At 68.2% G+C, this 22,560-nt stretch carries 22 protein-coding genes; 13 read left to right on the top strand and 9 right to left on the bottom strand.

Annotation, left to right across the window (positions count from 1 at the left end):
• Positions 1-78: 78 nt before the first annotated feature.
• Both VGV06_17030 and VGV06_17025 read right to left on the bottom strand, forming a co-directional pair.
• Entirely contained in the window at positions 79-1,374 is a 1,296-nt protein-coding gene (locus VGV06_17030) for an ATP-binding protein (protein ID HEV2056847.1), read from the bottom strand.
• Positions 1,375-1,499: 125 nt separating this feature from the next.
• Entirely contained in the window at positions 1,500-2,621 is a 1,122-nt protein-coding gene (locus VGV06_17025; protein HEV2056846.1) for a M48 family metallopeptidase, read from the bottom strand.
• 110 nt (positions 2,622-2,731) lie between these two features.
• On the opposite strand from VGV06_17025, the gene VGV06_17020 reads away from it, so the two are divergent.
• The 6 genes from VGV06_17020 to VGV06_16995 are packed head-to-tail and all read left to right on the top strand — an operon-like array spanning position 2,732 to position 7,859.
• Positions 2,732-3,646 carry a MoxR family ATPase gene (locus VGV06_17020; GenBank protein HEV2056845.1) on the top strand — a complete coding sequence of 305 codons (915 nt, stop codon included), beginning with the start codon at positions 2,732-2,734 and terminating at the stop codon, positions 3,644-3,646.
• A 5-nt stretch (positions 3,647-3,651) separates the two neighbouring features.
• On the top strand, positions 3,652-4,197 hold the full coding sequence (locus VGV06_17015; GenBank protein ID HEV2056844.1) for a hypothetical protein: 546 nt from the start codon (positions 3,652-3,654) through the stop codon (positions 4,195-4,197).
• Between the two features lie 3 nt (positions 4,198-4,200).
• Positions 4,201-5,610: a VWA domain-containing protein gene (locus VGV06_17010; GenBank protein ID HEV2056843.1), complete on the top strand. Its 1,410-nt coding sequence runs from the start codon at positions 4,201-4,203 to the stop codon at positions 5,608-5,610.
• A 4-nt stretch (positions 5,611-5,614) separates the two neighbouring features.
• Positions 5,615-6,268: a DUF3047 domain-containing protein gene (locus VGV06_17005; GenBank protein HEV2056842.1), complete on the top strand. Its 654-nt coding sequence runs from the start codon at positions 5,615-5,617 to the stop codon at positions 6,266-6,268.
• 11 nt (positions 6,269-6,279) lie between these two features.
• Positions 6,280-7,335, top strand: coding sequence for a hypothetical protein (locus tag VGV06_17000; protein HEV2056841.1), 1,056 nt, complete (start codon positions 6,280-6,282; stop codon positions 7,333-7,335).
• On the top strand, positions 7,335-7,859 hold the full coding sequence (locus VGV06_16995) for a UGSC family (seleno)protein (GenBank protein ID HEV2056840.1): 525 nt from the start codon (positions 7,335-7,337) through the stop codon (positions 7,857-7,859). The genes VGV06_17000 and VGV06_16995 overlap by 1 nt, the downstream gene beginning before the upstream one ends.
• On the opposite strand, the gene VGV06_16990 is transcribed toward VGV06_16995, so the two are convergent.
• The 4 genes from VGV06_16990 to uvrA are packed head-to-tail and all read right to left on the bottom strand — an operon-like array spanning position 7,856 to position 13,645.
• Positions 7,856-8,359: an OB-fold domain-containing protein gene (locus VGV06_16990; GenBank protein ID HEV2056839.1), complete on the bottom strand. Its 504-nt coding sequence runs from the start codon at positions 8,357-8,359 to the stop codon at positions 7,856-7,858. The two genes, VGV06_16995 and VGV06_16990, sit on opposite strands and share 4 nt — an antisense overlap.
• 11 nt (positions 8,360-8,370) lie before the next feature.
• Entirely contained in the window at positions 8,371-9,585 is a 1,215-nt protein-coding gene (locus VGV06_16985; GenBank protein HEV2056838.1) for a hypothetical protein, read from the bottom strand.
• A complete protein-coding gene (locus VGV06_16980) occupies positions 9,585-10,823 on the bottom strand; it encodes an MFS transporter (GenBank protein HEV2056837.1) in 1,239 nt (412 codons plus the stop codon). Before VGV06_16980 ends, VGV06_16985 begins: the two co-directional genes overlap by 1 nt.
• A complete protein-coding gene (gene uvrA / locus VGV06_16975) occupies positions 10,820-13,645 on the bottom strand; it encodes an excinuclease ABC subunit UvrA (GenBank protein ID HEV2056836.1) in 2,826 nt (941 codons plus the stop codon). Before uvrA ends, VGV06_16980 begins: the two co-directional genes overlap by 4 nt.
• 104 nt (positions 13,646-13,749) lie before the next feature.
• Between uvrA and VGV06_16970 the strand changes: the two genes are divergently transcribed.
• The 4 genes from VGV06_16970 to VGV06_16955 all read left to right on the top strand — a co-directional run bounded on the left by VGV06_16970 (position 13,750) and on the right by VGV06_16955 (position 16,634).
• The gene (locus VGV06_16970; GenBank protein HEV2056835.1) at positions 13,750-14,214 is read left to right on the top strand and encodes a transcriptional repressor; all 465 of its coding nucleotides are present in this window, start codon (positions 13,750-13,752) and stop codon (positions 14,212-14,214) included.
• A 42-nt stretch (positions 14,215-14,256) separates the two neighbouring features.
• The gene (locus tag VGV06_16965) at positions 14,257-14,706 is read left to right on the top strand and encodes a rubrerythrin family protein (protein ID HEV2056834.1); all 450 of its coding nucleotides are present in this window, start codon (positions 14,257-14,259) and stop codon (positions 14,704-14,706) included.
• 66 nt (positions 14,707-14,772) lie between these two features.
• Positions 14,773-16,035 (top strand): anaerobic glycerol-3-phosphate dehydrogenase subunit C, encoded by a 1,263-nt coding sequence (locus VGV06_16960; protein HEV2056833.1) that lies wholly within the window; start codon positions 14,773-14,775, stop codon positions 16,033-16,035.
• The gene (locus tag VGV06_16955; GenBank protein ID HEV2056832.1) at positions 16,032-16,634 is read left to right on the top strand and encodes a DUF3501 family protein; all 603 of its coding nucleotides are present in this window, start codon (positions 16,032-16,034) and stop codon (positions 16,632-16,634) included. The genes VGV06_16960 and VGV06_16955 overlap by 4 nt, the downstream gene beginning before the upstream one ends.
• Positions 16,635-16,698: 64 nt before the next feature.
• On the opposite strand, the gene VGV06_16950 is transcribed toward VGV06_16955, so the two are convergent.
• Together VGV06_16950 and VGV06_16945 are read right to left on the bottom strand one after the other, a co-directional pair.
• On the bottom strand, positions 16,699-17,406 hold the full coding sequence (locus tag VGV06_16950) for a urate hydroxylase PuuD (GenBank protein ID HEV2056831.1): 708 nt from the start codon (positions 17,404-17,406) through the stop codon (positions 16,699-16,701).
• Positions 17,407-17,445: 39 nt separating this feature from the next.
• Positions 17,446-17,685 (bottom strand): hypothetical protein, encoded by a 240-nt coding sequence (locus VGV06_16945; protein HEV2056830.1) that lies wholly within the window; start codon positions 17,683-17,685, stop codon positions 17,446-17,448.
• A 1,315-nt stretch (positions 17,686-19,000) separates the two neighbouring features.
• Between VGV06_16945 and VGV06_16940 the strand changes: the two genes are divergently transcribed.
• The 3 genes from VGV06_16940 to VGV06_16930 are packed head-to-tail and all read left to right on the top strand — an operon-like array spanning position 19,001 to position 21,929.
• Positions 19,001-20,008, top strand: coding sequence for a class 1 fructose-bisphosphatase (locus VGV06_16940; GenBank protein HEV2056829.1), 1,008 nt, complete (start codon positions 19,001-19,003; stop codon positions 20,006-20,008).
• A gap of 20 nt (positions 20,009-20,028) precedes the next feature.
• On the top strand, positions 20,029-20,955 hold the full coding sequence (locus VGV06_16935) for a class I fructose-bisphosphate aldolase (protein HEV2056828.1): 927 nt from the start codon (positions 20,029-20,031) through the stop codon (positions 20,953-20,955).
• A gap of 8 nt (positions 20,956-20,963) precedes the next feature.
• Positions 20,964-21,929: a cyclase family protein gene (locus VGV06_16930; GenBank protein HEV2056827.1), complete on the top strand. Its 966-nt coding sequence runs from the start codon at positions 20,964-20,966 to the stop codon at positions 21,927-21,929.
• Between the two features lie 10 nt (positions 21,930-21,939).
• Here VGV06_16930 and VGV06_16925 read toward each other — a convergent pair.
• On the bottom strand, positions 21,940-22,560 hold a 621-nt coding region (locus VGV06_16925; GenBank protein ID HEV2056826.1), incomplete at its 5' end, for an oxygenase MpaB family protein.

The raw sequence follows: 22,560 nt of genomic DNA, 5'->3' as shown, positions 1-22,560 counted from the left end.
CGAGGCGTACTCCTGTACGTTGAGCCCGCAGCCGAGGGCGTCAACGAAGCAGATGGGCCCTTATCGGCGGCCGGACCGCTACAGGCGGCGGGATTCGAAGCGGAGGGGCTCGCGGGCCGGCTCGGGCTCGCCGATCGGCAGATCAATGGTGAAGACCGCGCCGCCCTCCGGGATGTTCTCGGCCCAGATGCGGCCGCCGTGCTCGGTGATGATGCTGTGCGCCACGGAGAGGCCGAGGCCGCGCCCGTCGCCCGGCTGCTTGGTGGTGAAGAACGGGTTGAAGATGCGGGGCAGGTGCTCCGGCGGGATGCCGGGTCCGTCGTCCTTTACCTCGATGCGCACGCCCGTCGCCGTCGGCTTGACGCTGATCGAGAGGACCCCGCCGGTGTGCGCCTCGCGCACGGCATGCTGGGCGTTCTGAAGCACGTGCAGCAGCACCTCTTGAAGGTGGTTGTGGTCGGCCCAGATGTCGGGCACCGGCTCGAGGTGCACGCGCACCGTGATGCCTTCGGCCTCGAGCCGCGCCTCCTCGAAGGCCACCACCTCCCGGACCTGCTCCCTCACCTGGCAGCGCGAGCGCCGCGGCGGGCGGTGCTCGGCGAAGAGGATCAAGTCGCGCACGATGGAGGCGGCGCGTTTGGCGGCGGCGTCGATGACTCCCATCCCCTCCTCGATCTGCGGGTCCAGCTCGCCCTGGGCCAGCAGGTGCAGCTGGGCCATGATGATGGTCAGCGGGTTGTTGATCTCGTGCGCCACGCCAGCCGCCAAGCCGTTCACGGCGGCCAGCCGCTCCGCCCTGACCACCTCGACCTGGGCGCGGCGGAGGTCGTCCAGCTGGTGGTTGATCTCGCCGTAGAGCCGCGCGTTGTCGATCGCGAGACCGATCTGGTCGGCGACGCACTCGAGCAGCGCGACTTCTTCGTCGGTGAAGCGGTCCTCCGTCTGGCGGCCCAGCGAGAGGGTGCCCAGGATGCGGTGGCGGGCCCGGATCGGCACGCAGACGAAGCCGCGGATACCGTCGGAGCTAACCGCCGCGCGGGCGGCCGGCAGCAGGTCTTCTTCCAGGCTTGCGTCGTCCACCCGCCGCGCGGTCCCCGACAGCGCCACCCGGCCGATCAAACCTTCGCCCAAGGGCAGCTCGAGGTTGACCCGGCGCAGCTTATCGCTGAGCCCACGGTCTCCACGGAGAAGCATGTTGTTCCCGTCGGCGGAGATCAGATGAAGGCTCGCGATCTCGTGTCCCGTCACATGGGTGAGGGCCGCCAGTGAGCGCTGCACGACCTCGTTGAGGTCGAGGGACCGGCTCACGGCTTCGGAGACCGCGCGGAGGACCTGGAGATGCCGGATCAGGGACGTGGGCTCGTGGTTGCGCATGAGGACCCAAGGGTAGCAAGTCCGGTGCCACTAGGCTAGGGGGGTGCTTCAGGCTGTGGCCAGCGGACGTTGGAGGGCCGGCGCAGGCGCTCCGCCAAAGTGTCAGCGCAAGAAATCGAACAGTGTCAGCCTTCTGACCACGCTCGATTTCTGGCGCGGGCTATCCGTCGGCCCACAGAAGGGTGAGAATACAAGAGCAGCTCCTTCAAAAAATGTGGGTCGCGCTCCGCAAGATTGAGGTCGGCCAGCCGCTCCATGGCCGCGATGAATGCGGCGGCGTTTTGAGTCAGCCTGAGAGCGAAGTCGTCGGCCCGCGTCTCGACCCGCCGGGACCAGCCGTTGATGACAGGGAGCGCGATCAGACCGACAGCCATCGTCACGAGGCCGAGGAGCGGGAGCCCCGCGATGTCGGCCGGCCCCGAGAGCCCGAGCGCTCCCGCGCCCGCGGCGAGCGCGCGATCGGCGACCCAGAACGCCGCAAGCGTGACCGCGCCCTGAACGGCAAGCCCACGCCAGAGATCGTCCGCGACGTGGTGGCCGAGCTCGTGGGCGAGCACCGCCTCGACCTCCTCCGGCTCGAAGCGGCTCACGAGCGTGTCGAAGAGAAGGATGCGCCGTGTTCTGCCGAGACCTGTCACGGCGGCATTGGCGGTGCGGCTCCGGCGGGACTGGTCCGCGATCCACACGCCGACGGCGGGTACGCGGGCGCGCTCGGCAAGCCGGAGGAGCCGCGACCGGAGATCACCGTCGGCAAGCGGTGTCAGCCGGTAGAAGAGGGGCACGAGCCAGACGGGTGTCACGAAGGCCAGTAGCGCGTAGCCGGCGAAGAAGGCGGCTGCCGCCCACAGCCACCACCACGGCGTCGAGCGGAGCAGTCCGTACACGACGAGGGACCCTGCCGTCGCAAGCGCGACTCCGATGAGACCGCCCTTGGCCCTGTCCCGCAGCCATGAGACGAGCCGTTGGTGGCTCAGCCCATAGCGCCGCGGCAGCCAGAATCCGCCGAGCCAGGAGACCGGGAGCGTCAGGAGCTGATGACCCGCCCCCAGGATCAGCACGGCCGACGGCACGACCTGCCACCAGTGGAGCGTCAGTGCGGCGAGCAGATCCCGGAGATGCGCGGCCGCTCCCGTGACGAGGAGCGCGACGAGATAGCCCGCCGTGAGGAACATGCCGAGCGCGCCCAGCCTGAACTGCCACCGATGATAGGAGCGGGCCTCGCCTTCGTTCTGCTCGATTTCACTCATGCCTTCGAGTATCGCCCTGGGAGACGGAAGAGCCAAGCGATCGGCCCAAGGGTTTCGGCGGCGCGCAAGTGTGCTACACTTCACGCCAATTCACTCATACAGGAGCCCACATGTTCCAGTCTCCGGAGGATGTCCAGCAGCACTTCAAGAACGCTCGCTACATCGCCAACCGCCGAATCTGCACCGTGATCTTTCTGGCGGAGCGCATGGGACGGCCGGTGCTCGTCGAAGGCCCAGCGGGCGTCGGCAAGACGGAGCTGGCCAAGACCCTGGCCGAGATCACCAACCGGCGGCTGATCCGCCTGCAGTGCTACGAGGGGCTCGACGAGGGCAAGGCGCTGTACGAGTGGAAGTACGCCAAGCAGCTCCTCTACACCCAGCTGCTGCGCGAGCGCATCGGCGAGCTGATCGCCGACGCGCCGTCGCTGCCGGATGCCGTCGCCAGGATCTCGGGCCAGGACGATGCCTTCTTCTCTCACCGCTTCCTCGCGCCGCGGCCGCTGCTTCAGGCCATCGAGTCCCCCGACCCCGTCGTCCTGCTGGTCGACGAGATCGACAAGGCCGAGCCGGAATTCGAGGCGTTCTTGCTTGAAGTCCTTTCGGACTTCCAGGTGTCGGTGCCGGAGCTCGGCACCATCAAGGCGACGAACATCCCGCTGGTGGTGCTGACTTCGAACAACGCGCGCGAGCTTTCCGACGGGCTCAAGCGTCGGTGCCTGCACCTCTTCATCGACTTCCCGCCGCCGGACGAGGAGCTGGCCATCATCCGCCTGAAGGTGCCGGAGATCTCCGAGCGGCTGGCCCAGACCGTCGTGACAACCGTGCAGCGCATCCGCGGGCTCGACCTGCGCAAGGCGCCCTCCGTGTCGGAGAGCCTCGACTGGGCGCGTTCGCTCATCATTCTGAATGCCGACAGCCTGGACCGCGACCTGGTCGAATCCACGCTGACGATGCTGGTCAAGCACGAAAAGGACCTCGAGCGGGTCAAGGGCGCGCTCGACAAAGTGCTGAGCGACATCGACTAGGCGACATGAGCCTCACCGAGTTTCGCGAGCTGTGGTTTCCATGCCCACGCATCCGGCTGCCCGAGCTCGGGCCGGGCGGGCCCGTCTTCATCGAGGGCGGGCGGTGCGTCTCGGCGGCGCTCGGAGAGTACTCCAAGCTCTGGATTTACGCGGCCGGGCGCTGGCACTTTTACTACACGCACCCGGCCCCTCGGGAGTTCTTTCGCGCCGCCATGCCCGAGGCAGTGCCGCACCTGCTGCAGCCCGGCGAGATGACCGTGGAGACCTCCCGCCAGGATCCGGCCTACAAGGTTGTGCTGGGGCTCCGCTGCTCGGAGGGGCCGGTGCGCGTCCTGCACCTCGTCGGCGACGCGCCCGACGTCACCCGCGTCGCTGAGCGCGAGGAAGAAGCGCCGGGGGAGGGGCTGGGGTGGAAGCTCAAGATGACGCACTTCATCGCCCCCGGGTCCTTCCACGGTCTCCTGCGCCTCGAGGACGGGCGGCTCTGCCCCATCACCCGCGACGGCGGCGAAGACGTTTTCAAATCCTCCTGGGTCACGTTTTCTAGGTAGCCGATGGACCAGCGGATCCTGGAATTTATTGGCGATCTTCGGAGGGCGGAGCTTCGCATCTCCCCGAGCGAGGCGATGGACGCGCTGTCGGCCACCTCGGAAATCGGTCTCGAGCACCGCGACACCTTCAAGGCCGCCCTGGCATCCACGCTCGTCAAGGAGTCGCGGGACCTGCCGACCTTCGACCGCCTCTTCGATCTCTACTTCCTCGACCTGGAGGCGCTCGGCGCCGGCCTCAAGAAGGCGCTCGGACCGGAGGACCCGCGCATCCAGCAGATGCTCGACCAGCTCATGGCGCAGGAGAACATGGAGATGGACGAGCTGACCGAGCTCATGCTCCGCGGCGAGGGCACGGACATGGAGATGGCCATCCGCGGCCAGGGGCAGGGCGCCGGGCTCGAGCGGCTGATGTACTTCCTGCAGATCGGCTACTTCTCGCGGCGCATCTACGACAAGTTCGATTGGGAGGCCATCGAGCGCGATCTTTCGCGCATCATGCAGCTGCTCGAGGCCCAGGGCATGGACCCGGGTATGCTCGCGCGGATCCGCAACTACCTCGACCTGCGCCTCGAGGCCTTCCGGCGCATGATCCGCCAGCACGTCGAGCGCGAGCTCGAGCGCCGGGCCTACCGGCAGGGCGAGAAGCTCACGCGCGAGGTGCTGACCGACAAGCCGCTCTTCGCGCTCTCGCCGGACGAGGTGGCGCAGATGAAGGCGGTGGTCGCGCGCCTCGCACGCAAGATCAAGGACGCCCTCGCCCTGCGCCAGCGCCAGGAGGAGAAGGGGCGGCTCGACTCGCGCCGGACCATCCGGAAGAGCCTCCAGTATGGTGGAGTCCCGATGGAGTTGCGCTTCCGGCGGCGCCATCGCGAAAAGCCCAAGCTCGTCACGCTCTGCGACGTGTCCGACTCGGTGCGCAACGCCTCGCGCTTCATGCTCCAGCTGGTCTGGAGCCTGCAGGAGTGCTTCTCGCGCATGCGCTCGTACGTCTTCGTCTCGGAGATCGCCGAGGTGACCCAGGCATTCAAGACCTACCCGGTGGACCACGCGATCGAGTGGGCGCTCAAGTCCTCGCCGGTGGACTATCACTGCCGATCGGACTTCGGCTACGCCTTCAGCCGCTTCGTGCGCACGGAGATAGACTCGCTCGATCGGAAGACCACGGTGCTCGTCCTGGGCGACGCGCGCAACAACTACAACGACCCCCAGGCGTGGGCGATCCGTCAGATCCGGGAGCGCGTCAAGGGCATCATCTGGCTGAACCCGGAGGGGCAGTGGGGCTGGGGCATCGGCGACAGCGTGATGCCGCTCTACTCGCCCGCGTGCGACATCGTCAAGGAATGCCGCACCGTCGGCCAGCTGGTACAGGTGGTGGACCAGCTCGTCCACTCCTGGTGGCGCCGCGGGCGATAGCGCCGTGCCGCTGCGTCTCGTCATTGCCCTTCTCGCCGCCGCGCTCCTGGTGGAGCCGGCGGGTGCCCAGGAGTGCATCACCGTCGAGAATTTCTCCAAGGGCAAGGTCGGCGAATTCCCGTCGGACTGGAAGGCGCGCAAGGACGCCGGGCGCGAGGTCTACTCGGTTCAGGAGATGGACGGCCTGCGCTTCCTCCACGCCATCGCCAAGGGCCTCGGTATCCAGGCCGCCAAGCAGTACGAGTGGGACCCGAAGGCATACCCGATGCTTGCCTGGGCCTGGCGTCCGGTCGAGTTCCCCGCCGGGTCGGACGAACGGCAGTCGAAGACCAACGACAGCGCGGTTTCCGTCTACGCCGTCTTCCCCCACACACCCTGGTCGGTGAAGTCGCTCAAGTACATTTGGAGCGCGGTCGTGCCGGTGGGCACGCGTCTCTCCTCGAGCGGCGGCCTGACCCAGGGGCTGGTGATTCGGAGCGGCACCGACCGGAAGGGCTCGTGGATGGAGGAGCGGGTCAACATCTTCGAGGACTACAAGAAGTTCTTCGACGAGACCGAGACGCCGAAGGCCTCCGGGATCGCCGTCCTCACCGACTCCGACGACACGAAGTCGACCGCGCAGGGCGACTACGCCAACTTCCGCCTCTGCAAGCCCTGAGCGGGGTGCCTGTGCCTCAGCCTGAGCAGGATCCCTTCGAGACTCTCTTCGAGCGCGGCGTCACCGACGGCCTTCCCGTCGTTCCTCCCACGCGCGAGCGCGTCGCCGCGATGGTCGCGGGTTCGGGGCGTGAGGCCGGCGAGCTGGTCGCGCTGGTGCCGCCGAATTTCGGCCGCGCCACCGTCGAGAAGATCGCGGTCAACGCGGTCATGGCCGGCTGTCGCCCCGAGTACCTGCCCGTCGTGATCGCCGGGGTCGAGGCCATGTGCGACGACGCCTTCGATCTTCACGGCGTCTCCGCCACGACCAACTTTCACTCGCCGCTCTTCATCGTCAACGGCCCCGCGCGTGCAGCGCTCGACATCAACTGCGCCGCTGGAGCTTTCGGGCCTGGCTGGCGCGCCAACGCGACGATCGGGCGGGCGCTGCGACTCATCGTCGCCAATGTGGGTGGAGCGTCGGCCCGAACCATGAGCATGTCCACGATGGCGCACCCGGGGCGCTACACCTACTGCATCGGCGAGCACGAGGAAGAAAACCCCTGGGACTCGCTGGCCGTCGAACACGGCTTCGCCCAGGACGAGAGCACGGTCGCGGCGTTCGCAGCAGAGGCGCCCCATGGCGTCTACGACCACCGGAGCCTGACGGCCAAGGACCTCCTCATCACCATCTCACGCTCGCTGGAAGTCATCTCGCACCACAAGTCCACGCACCACGGCGACACGCTGGTCGTGCTCTCGCCCGAGCACGCGCGCACGGTCGCGGGCGACGGCTGGAGCAAGGCCGACATGCGCGATTTCCTCTGGCACCGGCTGCGCAAGCCCGTCAGCGAGCTGATCCCAGGGCTGGACGGCGGCGATGGGCTGCCCGCTCACGTGATGGCCAAGTTCCCGCACCCGGAGACCGACGCGACGCTGATCCCGAAGTTCCGCGAGCCGGGCAACCTCAAGTTCGTGGTGGCGGGCGGCACCGCGGGCCGCTTCTCGGCCGTCATCCCGGGCTGGACCTTCCCGAAGATGTCGCGCCTGGTCATTAAGAAGGTACAATCGCCCCGGGAGGGCCTATGATGACCGAAGAGTTCCTGGATCCGACCGACTCCGTCGCGGTGCCGCGCAAGACCGCCGCGCGCCTGGCCACGCTCGACGGCAAGGTGATCACGCTCCTCGACATCTCCAAGGCCAAGGGCGACCACCTGCTCGACCGCGTGGAGGAGCTGCTGCGCGAGCGCGCCAAGCCCAAGGCCATTGTGAGGAAGAAGAAGCCGACATTCGCGCGGCCCGCGCCGGAGGACCTGCGCGCGGAGATCCTGAAGACGAGCGACGCCGTCATCGAGGCGCTCGCCGACTGAGGGTCCTGCACAACGTGCAGTGTGCACGACGGCGTGTATTTCGAGGACCAGGGGCTTCCGACGGCGACGGTGATCTCGACCGAGTTCGCCAAGGCCGCGCGCGCCCAGGCATCCGCCTTGGGCGCCGACGCCTACAAGACCATCATGGTGCAGCACCCGATCCAGACTCTCACCCGCGAAGAGGTCAGGGCGCTGGCCGACAAGGTCTTCGACGAGATCGTCTCGCGCCTCACGCGGGGCTAGGTCGGAAGGCTCCAGACGCGGCCGACGGGGGGCTCGTCTGTCAGCGTGAACTGGGGCAGGGCGAAGTCCGCCGCGAGGTCCTGGAAGACCACGCGCACGCGCTTGCCGATGGCGACCTTGGCCTCGGCCTCGGGCTTTCCGTCCGGGGTTACGAGGTTGGCGATGATCCTGAGCGCCTCGTCCGCTGTGGGCTTGCCGCGCTGCTCGTCGAGCTCCACCAGCACAACCGCGTAGGGCGTCCACTCCTTGAAGCCCGGCTGGATGGCGTGGTGCACCACCTCGTAGGAATAGATGTGCCCCTTGCCGCTGACCTCCTTCCATTCCCACTCGAGGGCGGCGCACCAGGGGCAGGCGTGGCTTGGCGGGTAGCGCAGGAGGCTGCAAGCCTTGCAGGCGCGCAGCATCAGCTTGTGACCGCGCGCCAGCTTGAAGTGCTCGCGCCACTCCGAGTCATTCTCAGGGATCACCAGGTTCATACCGCGGTATTCGACGTTGGCCATTTCTATCGCTCCTAACTATGGAGGATCAGGGCTGAGCCCGTCGGCGGCATCGCCCATCCGAGGTTCATCGTGATCTTCGCGTCCTTGACCTGCCGGCACTTGCCCGGGGAGTAGTCGTAGCTGTGCTTACCCTCCGCCCAGCCTGGGCAGTAGTCGTCCACGCGCCCGCGCAGCTGTCGGACGTTCTCGATGACCATGCTCATGCCGTGGGTGTAGCCTTCGCAGAGGTGGCTGCCCGAGGTGTTGTTCGGCCGCTTGCCGCCCAGCTCGATGATGCCGCTCGACACGTACTGCCCGCCCTCGCCCTTCTTGCAGAAGCCGTACTCCTCGAGCTGGAGCATGGTCGTGAAGGTGAAGGCGTCGTAGGAGCCCGTGACGTCCACGTCCTCGGGCTTGATGCCGGCCTGGCCGAAGACGATGTCCTTGGCGTAGTAGCCGGCGACGCGGGAGATGGGACCGGCGGCCCAGTGGAAGTCGGTGCGCGCCTTGTTGACCCGGCCGGCCACGCCCATGACGTAGGCGGGCTTCTGCTTGAGGTCGCGCGCGCGCTCGGCCGAGGTGACGATGATGCAGGTCGCGTTGTCCGTCTCGACGCAGCAGTCGAGGAGATGGAGAGGCTTCGTGATCCAGCGCGAGCCGACGACGTCCTCGACCGTGACGCGGTCCTTCAGGAGCGCCTTGGGGTTCTGCGAGGCGTGTTTGCTGTGCGCCACGCGCACGCGCGCCACCTGCTCGGAGGTCGTGCCGTACTCGTACATGTGGCGCATGAACGTGGGCGCGAAGTTCTGCCCGGCGCTGCGCATCCCGAAGGGCACCTGCGCCAGGTCGAGCCCGCGCACGGGCTGGGCCGCCCGCGCGCCCGTGCCGCCGATGCGGAAGTCAGAGTAGCCGTTCATGGAGCGGAAGATCGCCACCGTGTTGCACATGCCCGACTCGATCGCGCCCATCGCCAGGCCCACCAGCGCCTCGGTCGAGGAGCCGCCGCCGAACACGTCCATGTAGAAGTTGAGGCGGATGCCCAGGTCGGGGGCGACCCAGTTGGCCGGCGTCGAGTCACCGCTCTGGTAGGACATCATGCCGTCCACGGCGGCGGCCTTGAGCCCCGCGTCGGCCATGGCCGTTTTCACGGCCTCGACCGCCATGGCCCGCGTGCTCCGGCCCGAATGCTTGCTGTACTCCGTCTCGCCCACGCCCACGATGCAGTACTTGTCCTTGAGCCCAGCCATCACGCCTCCTTGAGAGAGAGTTCGAGCCGACGCGGCGGCCGGGCCCAGGCAAGGAGCCCCAGCGCTACCACGTTGAGCGCCGCGCTGCCGACCCAGGCCGGGCCGTAGCTGCCGGTGCGATCATAAATGAAGCCGGCCCCCAGCGGGCCCAAGGCCGCCATCGAGCCCGACATCGCGAAGAGCAGGCCGACGAGACTGCCGGCCCGCTCGCGACCGAAGAAATCCGCCACGATCGCGGGGAAGAGCGACGCGACAGCGCCGTAAGAGAACCCGAACGCGATCGATGCGGCGTAGAGGCCGGGCAGGGCGTCGGCCACCGCGAACCCGAGAAAGGCCAAAATCTGAAGGACGAGCCCGATGCCGATCGCCGGCCGGCGGCCGATGCGGTCCGAGAGGCTGCCCATGATGAGGCGGCCGACGATGCCCGCCATGCCGAGCGCGCTCACGAGCGTCGTCGCCACGAGCGGGTCGACACCCAGCCCACGGGCCAGGGGCACCAGATGGACCAAAGGCGCGAAGATCGGGATCCACGTGGCCGCGAAGAGGGCGAAGAGCACCCAGAAGGCCCGTGTCCGCATGGCCTGGCTCATCGTGTAATCCGTGCCCCGTGCGGCCACGGCGCCGGTGTGCTCGCTGGGTGGGTCGCCATCGGGCGTGAGGCCGAGTCCCTCGGGATCGCGCTTCATGAGCGGGGCTAGCAGGTTGACAATCAGGAGGATAGCCGTGCCGAAGATGACGTAGGCTCGGCGCCAGCCGACGCCCGACACGAGGAGCTGGGCGATCGGCGGCAGGCAGAAGGCGCCGAAGCTGCCGCCCGCCGAGGCCAGGCCCGTGGCGAGCCCCCGCCGTCTGGCGAACCAGCGAGCCACCGTGGCGGTGCAGGGGACGTTCGCCGTGGACATGCCGACGGCGGCCACGACGCCGTAGAAGACGTAGGGGTGCCAGATTGCGCTGGTCGCGCTCATGGCGATCCAGCCCGCGCCGAGGAACACGCCGCCCGTGGCGATGACGGCGCGCGGCCCCCAGCGGTCCGTCAACCGGCCCGAGACGGCGGCCAGGCCGCTGTAGCCGAAGGCGTAGAGCGCGAAGGCGCCGGAGAGCGCGCCGCGGCTCCAGCCGAACTCCTCGAGCAGCGCGGAGAAGAAGACCCCGAAGGAGAACTGGGCGCCGTAGGCCATGAAGAGGACGGAGAAGGCCGCCCCCACGACCACCCAGCCGTAGAACGGAGCGGGCCTCACTCAGTGGCGCCCGGCGCCGTCCTTCCATTGGGCCGCGGCAGGCCGTTGGGCCGCGGCAGGAGATCGCGCAGGAACTTGCCGGTGTACGAGCCGACGCTTTGGGCGACCTGCTCAGGCGTGCCTTCGGCGACGATCTCGCCGCCGGCCGCGCCGCCCTCGGGGCCGAGGTCAATGACCCAATCCGCCGTCTTGACGACGTCGAGATGGTGCTCCACCACGAGGACCGTGTTGCCCGCGTCCACGAGGCGGTTGAGCACCACGAGGAGCTTCTTCACGTCGTCCAGGTGCAGGCCCGTCGTCGGCTCGTCGAGGATGTAGAGCATGTCCGAGGCGAGCTTGGCGGAGAGCTCCGCCGCGATCTTGAGGCGCTGGGCCTCGCCGCCGGAGAGCGTCGTCGCCGGCTGGCCGAGGCGGAGATAGCCCAGGCCCACCTCCTGCAGCCCCTTGAGCCGCCGCGCGAGGACCGGCTGCGCCGCGAAGAACTCGACGGCCTCGTCCACCGTCTGCCGCAGCACCTGGCTGATGTTGCGGTTCTTGTAGGTGACCTGCAGCACGTCCGGGCGGTACCGCCGTCCTTCGCACTCTTGGCAGGTGACGTAGACGTCCTCGAAGAAGTACATCTCGAGCTTCTGCAGGCCGTCGCCCTGGCAGGCCTCGCAGCGTCCGCCGGGCACGTTGAAGGAGAAGGCGCCCGCGGCGAGCCCAAGCGCCTTGGCCCGCGGCAGCCCGGCGAAGAGCTTGCGGATCTCGTCGAAGGCCTTGACGTAGGTGACGGGGTTCGAGCGCGGCGTGCGGCCGATGGGTTCCTGGTCGATCAGGTGGATGCCCTTGACGAACTCCACCCCGCGGACTTCGTCATGGGCGCCGGGACGCGCCGGCTCGATCTTGAAGTGGCGCGCCAGCACGCGGTAGAGCGTGTCGTGGACGAGCGTGGACTTGCCGGAGCCCGAGACGCCCGTGACGCAGGTGAGGGTATGGAGCGGGATGCGCACGGTCAGATTTTTCAAGTTGTGCTCACGCGCGCCGCGGATCACGAGGGCACGACGCCCCTCACGCCGCGTCAGGGGCAGCGGGATGCTCTCCCGGCCGGTCAGGTACGCGGCGGTGAGCGAGCGCGGGTCCTTGGCGAACTCGGCCTGGGTACCCGCGAAGACGACCGCGCCGCCACGCTCGCCCGATCCCGGCCCCATCTCGACCAGGTAGTCGGCGGACTCGATGAAGGACCGGTCGTGCTCGACGATGATGACGGTGTTGCCCGCCTGCGCCAGCTCGCGGCAGAGCTCGGCCAGCCGCTCGGTGTCGCGCGCGTGGAGCCCGATCGAGGGCTCGTCGAGCACGTACAGCGTGCCCACCAGCTGCGCCCCCAGCTGGTTGGCGAGGTTAATGCGCTGGGCCTCGCCGCCCGAGAGCGTGCGCGTCTGGCGGCCGAGGGTCAGGTAGCCGAGCCCGACTCGCTGGAGGAAGGAGAGCTTGGCGCGCAGCAGCTTGAGCGCCTCGCGCCCCACCGCCGCCTCCCACGGCGTGAAGCTGATGGACTCCAGGAAGGCGTTGAGGTCCTCGACGGTCTTGGCGTTCCAGTCGGCGATGGTGGCGCCCCCGACCGTGACCGTCAGCGCCTCGGGACGGAGCCGCGCCCCGCCGCAGCGCGGGCAGGGCCACTGGCTGCGGTAGCGGGAGAGGAAGACGCGAACGTGGAGCTTGTACCGGTAGCCCTCGATCTCCTCGAAGAAGCCCTGGATCCCGGGGAAGTCGTCGCCGCCCTGATAGATCCAGTCGCGGTCCTTCTGGGCGAGTAGGGCGTAGGGGCGCGAGATGTCCACGCCCCGCTTCTTGGCCGCCTTCAGGAGCTGCTTCTGGTACCGGCGCCCCGAGGGCTGCGACCAGGGCGCGACGGCGCCCTCGCCGAGGCTGCGCGAGGGGTCGGGCACGACGAGCGCTTCGTCGTAACGCAGGATGTTACCGAAGCCCTTGCACTCGGGGCAGGCGCCGAGCGGATGGTTGAACGAGAAGAGGAGGGGTTGGGGCCGCGCGAGGGGCATCTCGCAGCGCGGGCAGCGGAACTCGCGGCTCACCGTCAGCGGGCCATGTCCCACGATCTCCACGGCGGCGCGCCCGTCGCCCTCGCCGAGAGCCGTCTCGAGCGACTCGGTAATGCGGCGCCGGCTCCCGGGCGAAAGCGTCACGCGGTCGAGCACGACCTGGACGGGCTGGCCGTCGAGGGCAGGCAGAGTGACCGCCGGCGACTGCGCCTCGGCCAGGTCGAGCAGCGTCTCTCCCACCTTGATGCGGGCGAAGCCGCGCTGCACGAGGGCGGCCACGAATGCCTTCGGATCGGGGCGCGGCGCGGCCGGCAGGGGAAAGCAGACCAGGGCGCCCGCGCCCGGGTGGTCGCGGATCAGCTCGTCCGCCACGCGCTCGGCCGAGTCGCTCCTCGCCTCGCTGCCGCATGTGGGGCAGTGGACGCGCCCGACCTTCGCGAAGAGCAGGCGCAGGTAGTCGTGGAGCTCGGTCGCCGTGCCGACGGTGGAGCGCGCGGTGCGTACCGGGTTCTTCTGCTCGAGCGCGATCGCCGGGCGGATGTGCTCGATGCGATCCACGTCGGGCCGGTCGAGCCGCTCGAGGAACATGCGGGCGTAGGCCGACAGGGATTCGATGTAGCGCCACTGCCCCTCGGCGAAGATCGTGTCGAAGGCGAGGGAGGACTTGCCCGAGCCCGACACGCCGGTCACGACCGTCACCCGGTCGTGCGGGATGGCGAGCGTGACGTTCTTCAGGTTGTTCTGCCTGGCTCCCTCGATCCGAAGCCAGAGGGGCTGCGCCATCCGATAGGTCCTCCTGAGATGGAAAGTTTACCCGAGGCGGCACCGGCGCGGCAACTGGGTCGCCCTTGACAGCCCGGCGGCGGGCGTGTAGCCTCCATTTCGTAATGAGAACCATTCCTAAGAGTCCCGATGCGGCCCTCCGCGCCCACGGTCTCCGGCTGACGGGCCCGCGGCGGGTGATCCTCGAGGTGCTGCGCGACACGGAGTCGCACCCGACGGCCGAGTGGGTGTACCGCCTCGTGCGCCGCCGGCTGCCCCGCGTCAGCCTCGGCACGGTCTACCGCAACCTGCGTCTCCTCGTCGCCGAAGGGTTGGCGGCCGAGATTCCGGGTCCCCACGCCCGGTTCGACGCCAACATGGACGCGCACCACCACTTCACGTGCGTGCGCTGCGGCCGGATCGTGGACGTCGACGGCCCGCTGGCCGAGCCCCACGCCGAGGCGCTCCGCGTGCGGATCGCGGCGCGCACCGGACTCGCCATCACGCACCACCGCATCGAGTTCTTCGGCCGCTGTCCGCAGTGCCGGTCCGCGAAGGCCCGGCCGCACCGGCCGCGACGTTCACCGTAGGGTTTTCCCAACGGTCTCATTTCATTAATAAGGAGCCACACCATGGCAGGCAAGAGCCTCAAGGGCACCAAGAGCCACGAGAACCTCAAGGAAGCGTTCGCCGGCGAATCGCAGGCGAACCGCCGGTACGTCTACTTCGCCCGCGTGGCGGACATCGAGGGTTTCCCGGACATGGCAGGCCTTTTCAAGGACACTGCCGACGCCGAGACCGGCCACGCCTTCGGGCACATGGACTTCCTGAAGGAAGTCGGCGACCCGGCGACGGGGGAGCCGTTCGGCAAGACCGAGGCGAACCTCAAGTCGGCCGTCGCGGGTGAGACCTACGAGTACACGCAGATGTACCCGGGCATGGCCAAGACCGCGCGCGACGAGGGCTTCGCCGAGCTGGCGGAGTGGTTCGAGACGCTGGCCAAGGCTGAGAAGTCGCACGCGGGCCGCTTCGCCAAGGGGCTGAAACAGATCGCGGGCAAGGACCCGGCCGAGGCGATCTAGCCTGTTTCTTCTTTGGTTGGCGGGGCGGCATAAGAGCGCCGCCCCGCCGTACGTCACGAGGTCAACATGACGCTGGACATTCGGCAGCCCGGATTCTGGAACCTGGAACTGGTCGATCACGAGCTTCGCCGCGTCTACGACATCTGCAGCGGCTGCCGGCGCTGCCTGCCGCTCTGCCCGTCGTTCAAGGTCATGTTCGACCGGCTCGACACGGAGGCGGTGGACGGCGACGTCGAGAAGTTGCCGGCCAAGGACGTCAAGGAGGTCGTCGATCTCTGCTACCAGTGCAAGCTCTGCTACAACCACTGTCCGTACACGCCGCCGCACCGCTGGCAGGTGGACTTTCCGCGGCTCATGCTCCGCTCTCGCTCGGCGGAAGCCAGGCAGAAGGGCGTGACGCTCCAGGACCGGTTCCTCGGCAACACCGAGCTGGTCGGGCGCCTCGGGAGCCTGACGGCGCCGCTGTCCAACTGGGCGTCCTCGCTGCCGCCGCAGCGCGCGCTCATGCAGGCCGTCGTCGGCATCCACAAGGACCGGCAGCTGCCGCCCTTCCACCGCGAGACCTTCTCGGCCTGGTTCGACCGGCGACGCTCGCCGTCCTTCCATCCTCGGGCTCGGGTGGCGCTTTTCGCCACGTGCTCCGTCGAGTTCAATGACCCCGCGACGGGCAAGGCCGCCGTCGCCGTGCTCGAGCGAAACGGGGTGGACGTCTCGCTGCCGGCGCAGCGCTGCTGCGGCATGCCGTACCTCGACGGCGGGGCGGTGAAGGAGGCGAAAGGTCTCATCGCCGACAACGTCAAGTCGCTGGCTGAAGCCGTCAGGCAGGGACGCGAGATCGTGGTGCCGGGGCCGACCTGCTCCTACATGCTCAAGCAGGAGTACCCCTGGCTCGACGGCTCCGAGGACGCCAATCTGGTCGCCGGCCACACGCGCGATCTCTTCGAGTACCTCTCGGGGCTCCACGCCGCCGGACAGCTCGATACCCGGTTCCCGAATCCTCCGAGGAAGATCGCCTACCAGCTGCCCTGTCACCTGAAGGCGCAGAACATGGGCACGAAGTCGGCCGACGTGCTGCGCCTGACGGGCGCGGAGGTCGAGACCATAGAGAAATGCTCCGCCGTCGACGGCACGTGGGGGATGAAGAAGGAATACTTCCAGCTGTCCATGAAGCTGGCCGAGCCGCTCTTCAAAGGCATCCGGGAGGCCGGCGCGGACCGCGTCGCGACGGACTGTCCGCTGGCGGCGCTCCAGATCAAGCAAGGCACTGGGCTCCCAGCACGGCACCCGATCCAGGTCCTCGCCGAAGCCTACGGAATCGAAGAACCATGAGCCCGGCGGGTCATGACAAGATCCAACTGAAGGACGTCCTGAACTTCTTCGAATACGAGAAGGTGCGCGCCGAAATGCGGCGGAGGGTGATCGATCTCAAGCGCGTGCGCCGGGTGCCCGTGGGCGAGCACCTGAGCTTCGTCTTCGAGAACCGCGACACCGTGCTCTTGCAGATTCAGGAGATGTGCCGCGTCGAACGGATCACGGCCGACGCCCGCGTCCAGGACGAGCTCGACGTCTACAACGCCCTCCTCCCGGGCCCGGGCGAGCTCAGCGCCACGCTCTTCATCGAGATCACCGACAAGGACCAGATCCAGGCCGTGCTCGACCGGTTCATTGGTATCGACGCGGGGCCGACGGTCTGGATCCAGGTGGGCAAGGACTTCGCCCTCCCAGGCGAGTTCGAGGCCGGACACTCCGACGAGGAGAAGGGCAAGCTCTCCGCCGTCCACTTCGTCCGCTTCGCGTTCCCGCCCGAGGCCGTCCGTGCCTTCGCGAGCTCGCCCGTCCATCTGGTGGTGGACCACCCCGCCGTGCGCGCGCGCGTCGAGCTCCAGGCCGAGAGCAAGGCGCAGTTGCTCGAGGATCTTCGCGGCTGACAGACGAAGGCCGGGCGGGGTATCACGCCCCGCCCGGCCTGTGAGTCGCGCCGCTTCTTGCTGCCTACCCGCTCTTCTTCATTACCTCGAAGAGCAGATAAAAGACCGCCGTCAGGATGAAGCCGAACCAGAGGGTGCCCTTGACGGTGCCGAGCGACTTCGTCGTGGGCTTGCCGGGGGCGAAGGCGAGGCAGTTCCACTCCACGAGCGCGATGATGATCAGCGCGATCAGCCAGAAGGCCCCGCCTGAGCCGGGCATCGGCATGGGCAGGTGGCTGGCCGAGCCCATCATGAAGAGCATCGGGATCGAGAACACGACGTTCGTGCGCGACGCCAGGCCCGCGCGGGCTCCGGCGGCCGCGACCGCCGGATTGGCGGGCTTGCCGGCCGCCGTATCGAGCGCGTTCTGGATGACCAGCTTCTGCCTCGGCCAGATCACGAACCAGACATTGAACCACATGACGCTGCCGAGGATACCGCCCAGCAGGATGACCCAGGTCTGCGCATTTGTCACGCCGACCCGGTGGAGCCAGTACTCCAGGAGATAGAGCCAGCCGCTGAGGAAGGTGATCATGGCGCCCCAGCGGAACCACCACATGACGCGGGGCAGGAGCTTCTGCTGGACGCCGCTGCGCACCGGGGCCTCGGTCTCCGCGAAGAACGGGGTCTGGGCGAAATTGAGGTAGTAGAGAAGTCCGATCCAGGTGATCCCGGCCAGGAAATGGATCCACCGCAAGAGGAACGGAATGCCTGCGTCGGTCATCAATACCATCGAATTCTCCTTCGAGAGACTAGAGATACGGCGCTGCTGTCACTTGTCGCCTTTGTCGTCGAGGTCCTCATCCTCCTCTTTGTCGTCCTCGAGCTCGTCCTCGTCGTCGAGCTCGTCGTCCAGGTCGTCCTCGTCGTCGTCGTCATCGAGGTCGTCGGGATCCTCGTCGAAGTCCTCGTCGTCCTCGTCGTCCTCTTCCTTCTCGACTTCGGCGTCGTCCTGCGCGTACACGGGATTCTCCTCGTCTTCGATCCATGGCCGATCGCCGAGCCACGCCATGAAAAGCTCCTCCGGACCTTCCCCGCCTTGACTTGCGAGACGGGAGTCGTTACTGGTGGACGTCGTTCGGCGGGATTATAGCAAAGCGTTTTTCGTGTCAACGCGATTTTCGGCGGCGTAGCTCAGGTGGCAGAGCAGGGGTCTCATAAGCTCGGGCGCCCACAGAAGCCCCTCGGTAAGTTCGCAGCTTGCCGGGGGGTTTTCGTTTGCTGTCTTGGCTCGTGGTAGCTGGTGCGGGGCAGGAACTAGGAGCTGGCGGGCACATTTGTGGGCACAGCGGAGCTGACACGGGGGGCGGTCATGGCGCGCTCCCGACGTCGGGAGTTGACCGCGGGCTGCTGCCCCCGCCCCCCTCGCCCCGACCTAGGGTTCGCGACCCGAAGCGTCGCGCCCGACGGCTACCGACAATCCGCGCTGGAGGTGACGACATGCTTGGAGTCGCGATCGCCATCTTAGTCATCGGCGGCTTTCCTGCCGGCTACTACCTGTTCGCTGGATATGCGTCCAACGCCCTCCGCTGGCAGCAGCTGACTCCACGCGCAGCGGATAGGAAGGCTCTGCCAGACTCCTGCCCAGCCTGTAAGGAGGGCTCCCAGACCCCGGCGGGAGGACCCAGTCATAAACCGGCGCACGTTCCTTGCTGGTAGGTGGTGCGGTTCTCCTTACCGCGCCTCTGATCGCCGATGCGCAGCAGCCTGGGAAGGTCTACCGGATAGGCGTGATGATCAGCAGCTCCATTTCGGCCGCCGCGCACCTCCTCGACGCATTCCGGCAGGGATTGCGCGAGTTGGGCTGGGTGGACGGGAAGAACATCGAGCTTGAAATCCGAGCGGCGGAGGGGAAGATCGAGCGATTCCCGGCGTTTGCCGCACCGAGGGTGACCCAGCGACGGAGTGGAACGAACCAACGGGGAGGGCGGGGGCGGGGAGGGCGGGGGCGGGACGCCCGGGCGCGGACCGGCCCGGCTACTGGACGTGGACGGCGCTGATGCGCCGGGCCTTCGGCTTGGATGTCCTACGCTGTCCGCGCTGCGCCGGGCGGATGCAGCTGACGGCCACGATCGATGACCCCGCCGTCATCCAGCGGATCCTCGCCCATCTCGGGCTCTCAGGTGCGAGGGCCGGCCCGCCGTCCCCGTCCTCCTGTGCTGCGGCACGACCCGAGCAGCAGGCCCTCCCTGACATGATCATGTAACAGGTGCCGGGCGCCCGGGCGATCGCGGCGGTCTGTGTGGAGCGCCCCGGTGGACGGCTCCCGCCCGCCGCCTCGAGGCTCCGGGTTGACTAAACGCCGGCCTTCGCCTAGCATCCCAAACGTGGCCCCGTCAAAGATGACGCTCGACGAGCACCTTGCCCGGCAGCAGGCCACGCTCGCCTCGGATCAGGCCCGCGGCATGGCCCTGGTCGTCAGCCGCATCGGCAGCGTCGCAGCCGTCATCGCACAGGAGCTGGCCCACGCGGCGCTGCGAGACCAGCTCGGCTACGCGGGCGGCACCAACGTCACGGGCGATCAGGTCAAGAAGCTCGATGTCTGGGGCCACGAGATCGTGACGGCTGCGCTTCGCAAGAGCGGGGCGTGCGCCGCGCTCGTCTCCGAGGAGGCGCCCGAGCCCATCGAGATGCGCGAAGGCAAGGGGTCGACCGGCCTCGTGGTCGCCTGCGATCCGGTGGACGGCTCTTCCAACCTTGACGTCAACGGCACGGTCGGCACGATCTTTTCCCTGCGCCCGAGCCGAGGGTGGGATCCGGCGGGGCCGGCGGCGCTCGGCCCCGGCACGGAGCAGATCGCCGCGGGCTATGTCATGTACGGGCCCGCGACAACGCTCGTGTACACGGCGGGCAGCGGCACGCACGGCTTCACGATGGACCGCGCCACGGGCGAGTTCTTCCTGACGCACCCGGACATCCGCATCCCGAAGAAGGGCAAGGTCTACGGCATCAACGAGGGCAACATCTCGACCTGGCATCCGGGGCAGCGCGCGTTCGTGGAATACCTGCGCACGCCCGACAAGGCGACCGGGCGCCCCTATTCGCTGCGCTATTCCGGCGCCATGGTCGCCGACGTGCACCGGACGCTGCTGGAAGGCGGGCTCTTCATGTACCCCGCCGACATGCGCGACCCAGCCAAGCCCAAGGGCAAGCTCCGGCTTCTCTATGAGGTGGCGCCGATGGGCATGATCGTCGAGCAGGCGGGGGGACGCGCCAGCACGGGCACCGAGCGCGTGCTCGACCTCAAGGCGAGCGAATACCACCAGCGGGCGGCGATCATCGTCGGCAGCCCCGACGACGTCGCCCTCGCCGAAAAGTTCTACGCCGGCAACTGAGAGAAAGGACGGGGACCCCAATGGAACCGCGCATTCGCGAGATCCTCTCCTGGTACGCCAGCGACAACCCGGGCACCCGCACCAACTTGGCCCGGCTGCTTAACCACGGACGCCTGGCCGGCACGGGCCGCCTCGTCATCCTGCCGGTGGACCAGGGCTTCGAGCACGGGCCGGCGCGGAGCTTCGCCGTCAACCCGCCGGCCTACAATCCCGCGTACCATTTCCGTCTCGCCATCGAGGCCGGCTGCAACGCCTACGCGGCGCCGCTGGGCTTCATCGAGGCGGGCGCGGCCGAGTTCGCCGGCGAGATCCCGATCATCCTCAAGATCAACGATCATGACCTCCTCCACGACGAGAAGGACCCGCTCTCGGCCGTGACAGGCTCGGTCAAGGACGCGGTACGGCTGGGCTGTGTCGCCGTGGGATTCACGATCTATCCGGGCTCGGCCAGCGCGCAGACCATGTACCAGCAGTGCCGCGAGATGGTCGCCGAGGCCAAGGCCAATGGGCTGGTCGCCGTGGTCTGGTCGTACCCTCGCGGCACCGACATCAGCAAGGAGGGCGAGACCGCGATCGACGTCGTGGCCTATGCGGCGCAGATCGCCGCGCAGCTGGGCGCGCACGTCATCAAGGTCAAGCCGCCCACTCAGTTCATCGAACAGCCGGAGGCCAAAAAGGTCTACGAGAAAACCGGTGTCCCGATCTCCACGCTGTCGGAGCGCGTGCGCCACGTCGTCCAGTCGGCATTCGACGGGCAGCGCATCGTGATCTTCTCCGGCGGGGCGACCAAGGAGAACGACGAGACGCTGTACGACGAGTACCGGGCCATCCGCGACGGCGGCGGCTTCGGCTCCATCATCGGGCGGAACTCGTTCCAGCGCCAGAAGCCCCACGCGCTGGAGTTCCTGTCGACGGTGATGAAGATCTACTCCGGCGAGCTCAAGTAGCTAACCTCGTGGCGACCGCTCCGCCAGTTGCGATCACTCCGACAGAGGCGCAGGTGCGCGAGTACATGCGCACCCTGTCCAACTGGGGGCGCTGGGGCAAGGACGACGAGCTGGGCACGATCAACCTGATCACTCCCCAGAAGAGGATCGCGGCCGGAAAGCTCGTGCGCGACGGCGTCAGCGTCACCTGCGCGCGCCCCTGGTCCACCGAGATCACCGCCGAGACGACGATCCAGCCCATGCGCTTCATGGTGGACTCGGGCGAGGGCAGGGATCACGACTCGAACGAGCGGATCCTCCAACGGCGCGGCGCCGCCGAGTTCATCGGCATGGTCTTCCACGGCTACGCCATCACGCACGTGGACGCGCCGCCGCACTACTTCTGGCAGGGGCAGTTCTACAACGGCCGCTCGTCCAATCTCGTCACCTCCCGCGAGGGCGCCACGGTCAACTCAGTCGAGGTGCTCCGCGACGGCGTGGTCAGCCGCGGTGTCCTGCTGGACGTGGCGCGCGCGAAGAGCGTTCGCTGGATGGGCCCAGGCGAGGGCGTGATGCCCGAGGACCTCGAGGCCGCGGAGAAGGCGCAGGGCCTGCGCGTCGAGTCGGGCGATATTCTCCTTGTGCGGACGGGCTACTACGCGCGGCGGTTGGCCGAGGGGCCGGTCAATCCAATGGAGGCCGGGACGCCGGCGCTCCACGTCGCCTGCTGCCCGTGGCTCCGCCAGCGCGGAGTCGCCATGATCGGCACCGACACGCACAACGACATCGCGCCCCTGCCGTACCCGGCCCTCGGCAACTCCTTCCACGTTATCTCGCTCGTCGCCATGGGGCTCTGGCTCATCGACAACATGAACCTCGAAGACGTGGCGCGCGCGGCAACCGAGCGCACGCGCTGGGAGTTCCTGCTGACGGTCGCGCCGCTCCGCCTCAAGAACGTCACCGGCTCGCCCGTAAACCCCATCGCGGTTTTCTAGCTGTGATGTGTCACCGAGAGTGGATGGTCCGCTCGCGCCGTGCCGCGCGACGCGCGGGGGGCCAGTGGCGCACAAGGGGTGGGAGGAGAGGTAGGCTACGCCGCGTCGCGGCACTCAGCAGGCATAGCGCCCGCTCCTTGCGCGGCGACCACTTGAAGCCGTAGGCCTCGCGGATCGGCGGCGGCAGCAGACCCACGGTAGTCAGCCGCGCGAGTGCAAGGAGGGGGCGCGCGGGCCAGGGGAACCCGGGAGAGAGCACTTCGCTCGCGAGCGCCTGCGCGGCGCCCGTGACCACGATCTCGCCGCTCGCGAGCATCCGCTCCATGTAGGCCGTCAGCTCGTCCGCGCTCCGGGGCAGCGTATCCGGCGGAATGCCCAAGAGCGGCGCGGTGCCACCGGCCTCGCGGCAGTAGCGGTCGCGCTCGGCCGGCGTGAGTGGCGCCACGAAGCGCTCGTAGGTGAGGAGGAAGGTGTCCACCAGCGTCGCGTGGACCCAAGCCAGCAGGGTCGGATCGTGAGCGCTGTAGGGGGAGCCGGACGCGAACGCGCCGGCGGGCTGGGGCAGCCGGCCGTGCACGCGGTCGTGGATCCGGTTGATCGCGGCGGCCGCCTCGGCCGACTCCTCGGGAGT

Source organism: Candidatus Methylomirabilota bacterium, from assembly GCA_035936835.1.
In the GTDB taxonomy this organism is placed as follows: Bacteria; Methylomirabilota; Methylomirabilia; order Rokubacteriales; family CSP1-6; genus AR37.
Note: the sequence above shows the minus strand (reverse complement) of the source record. Positions and strands in the feature narration are given on the sequence as shown.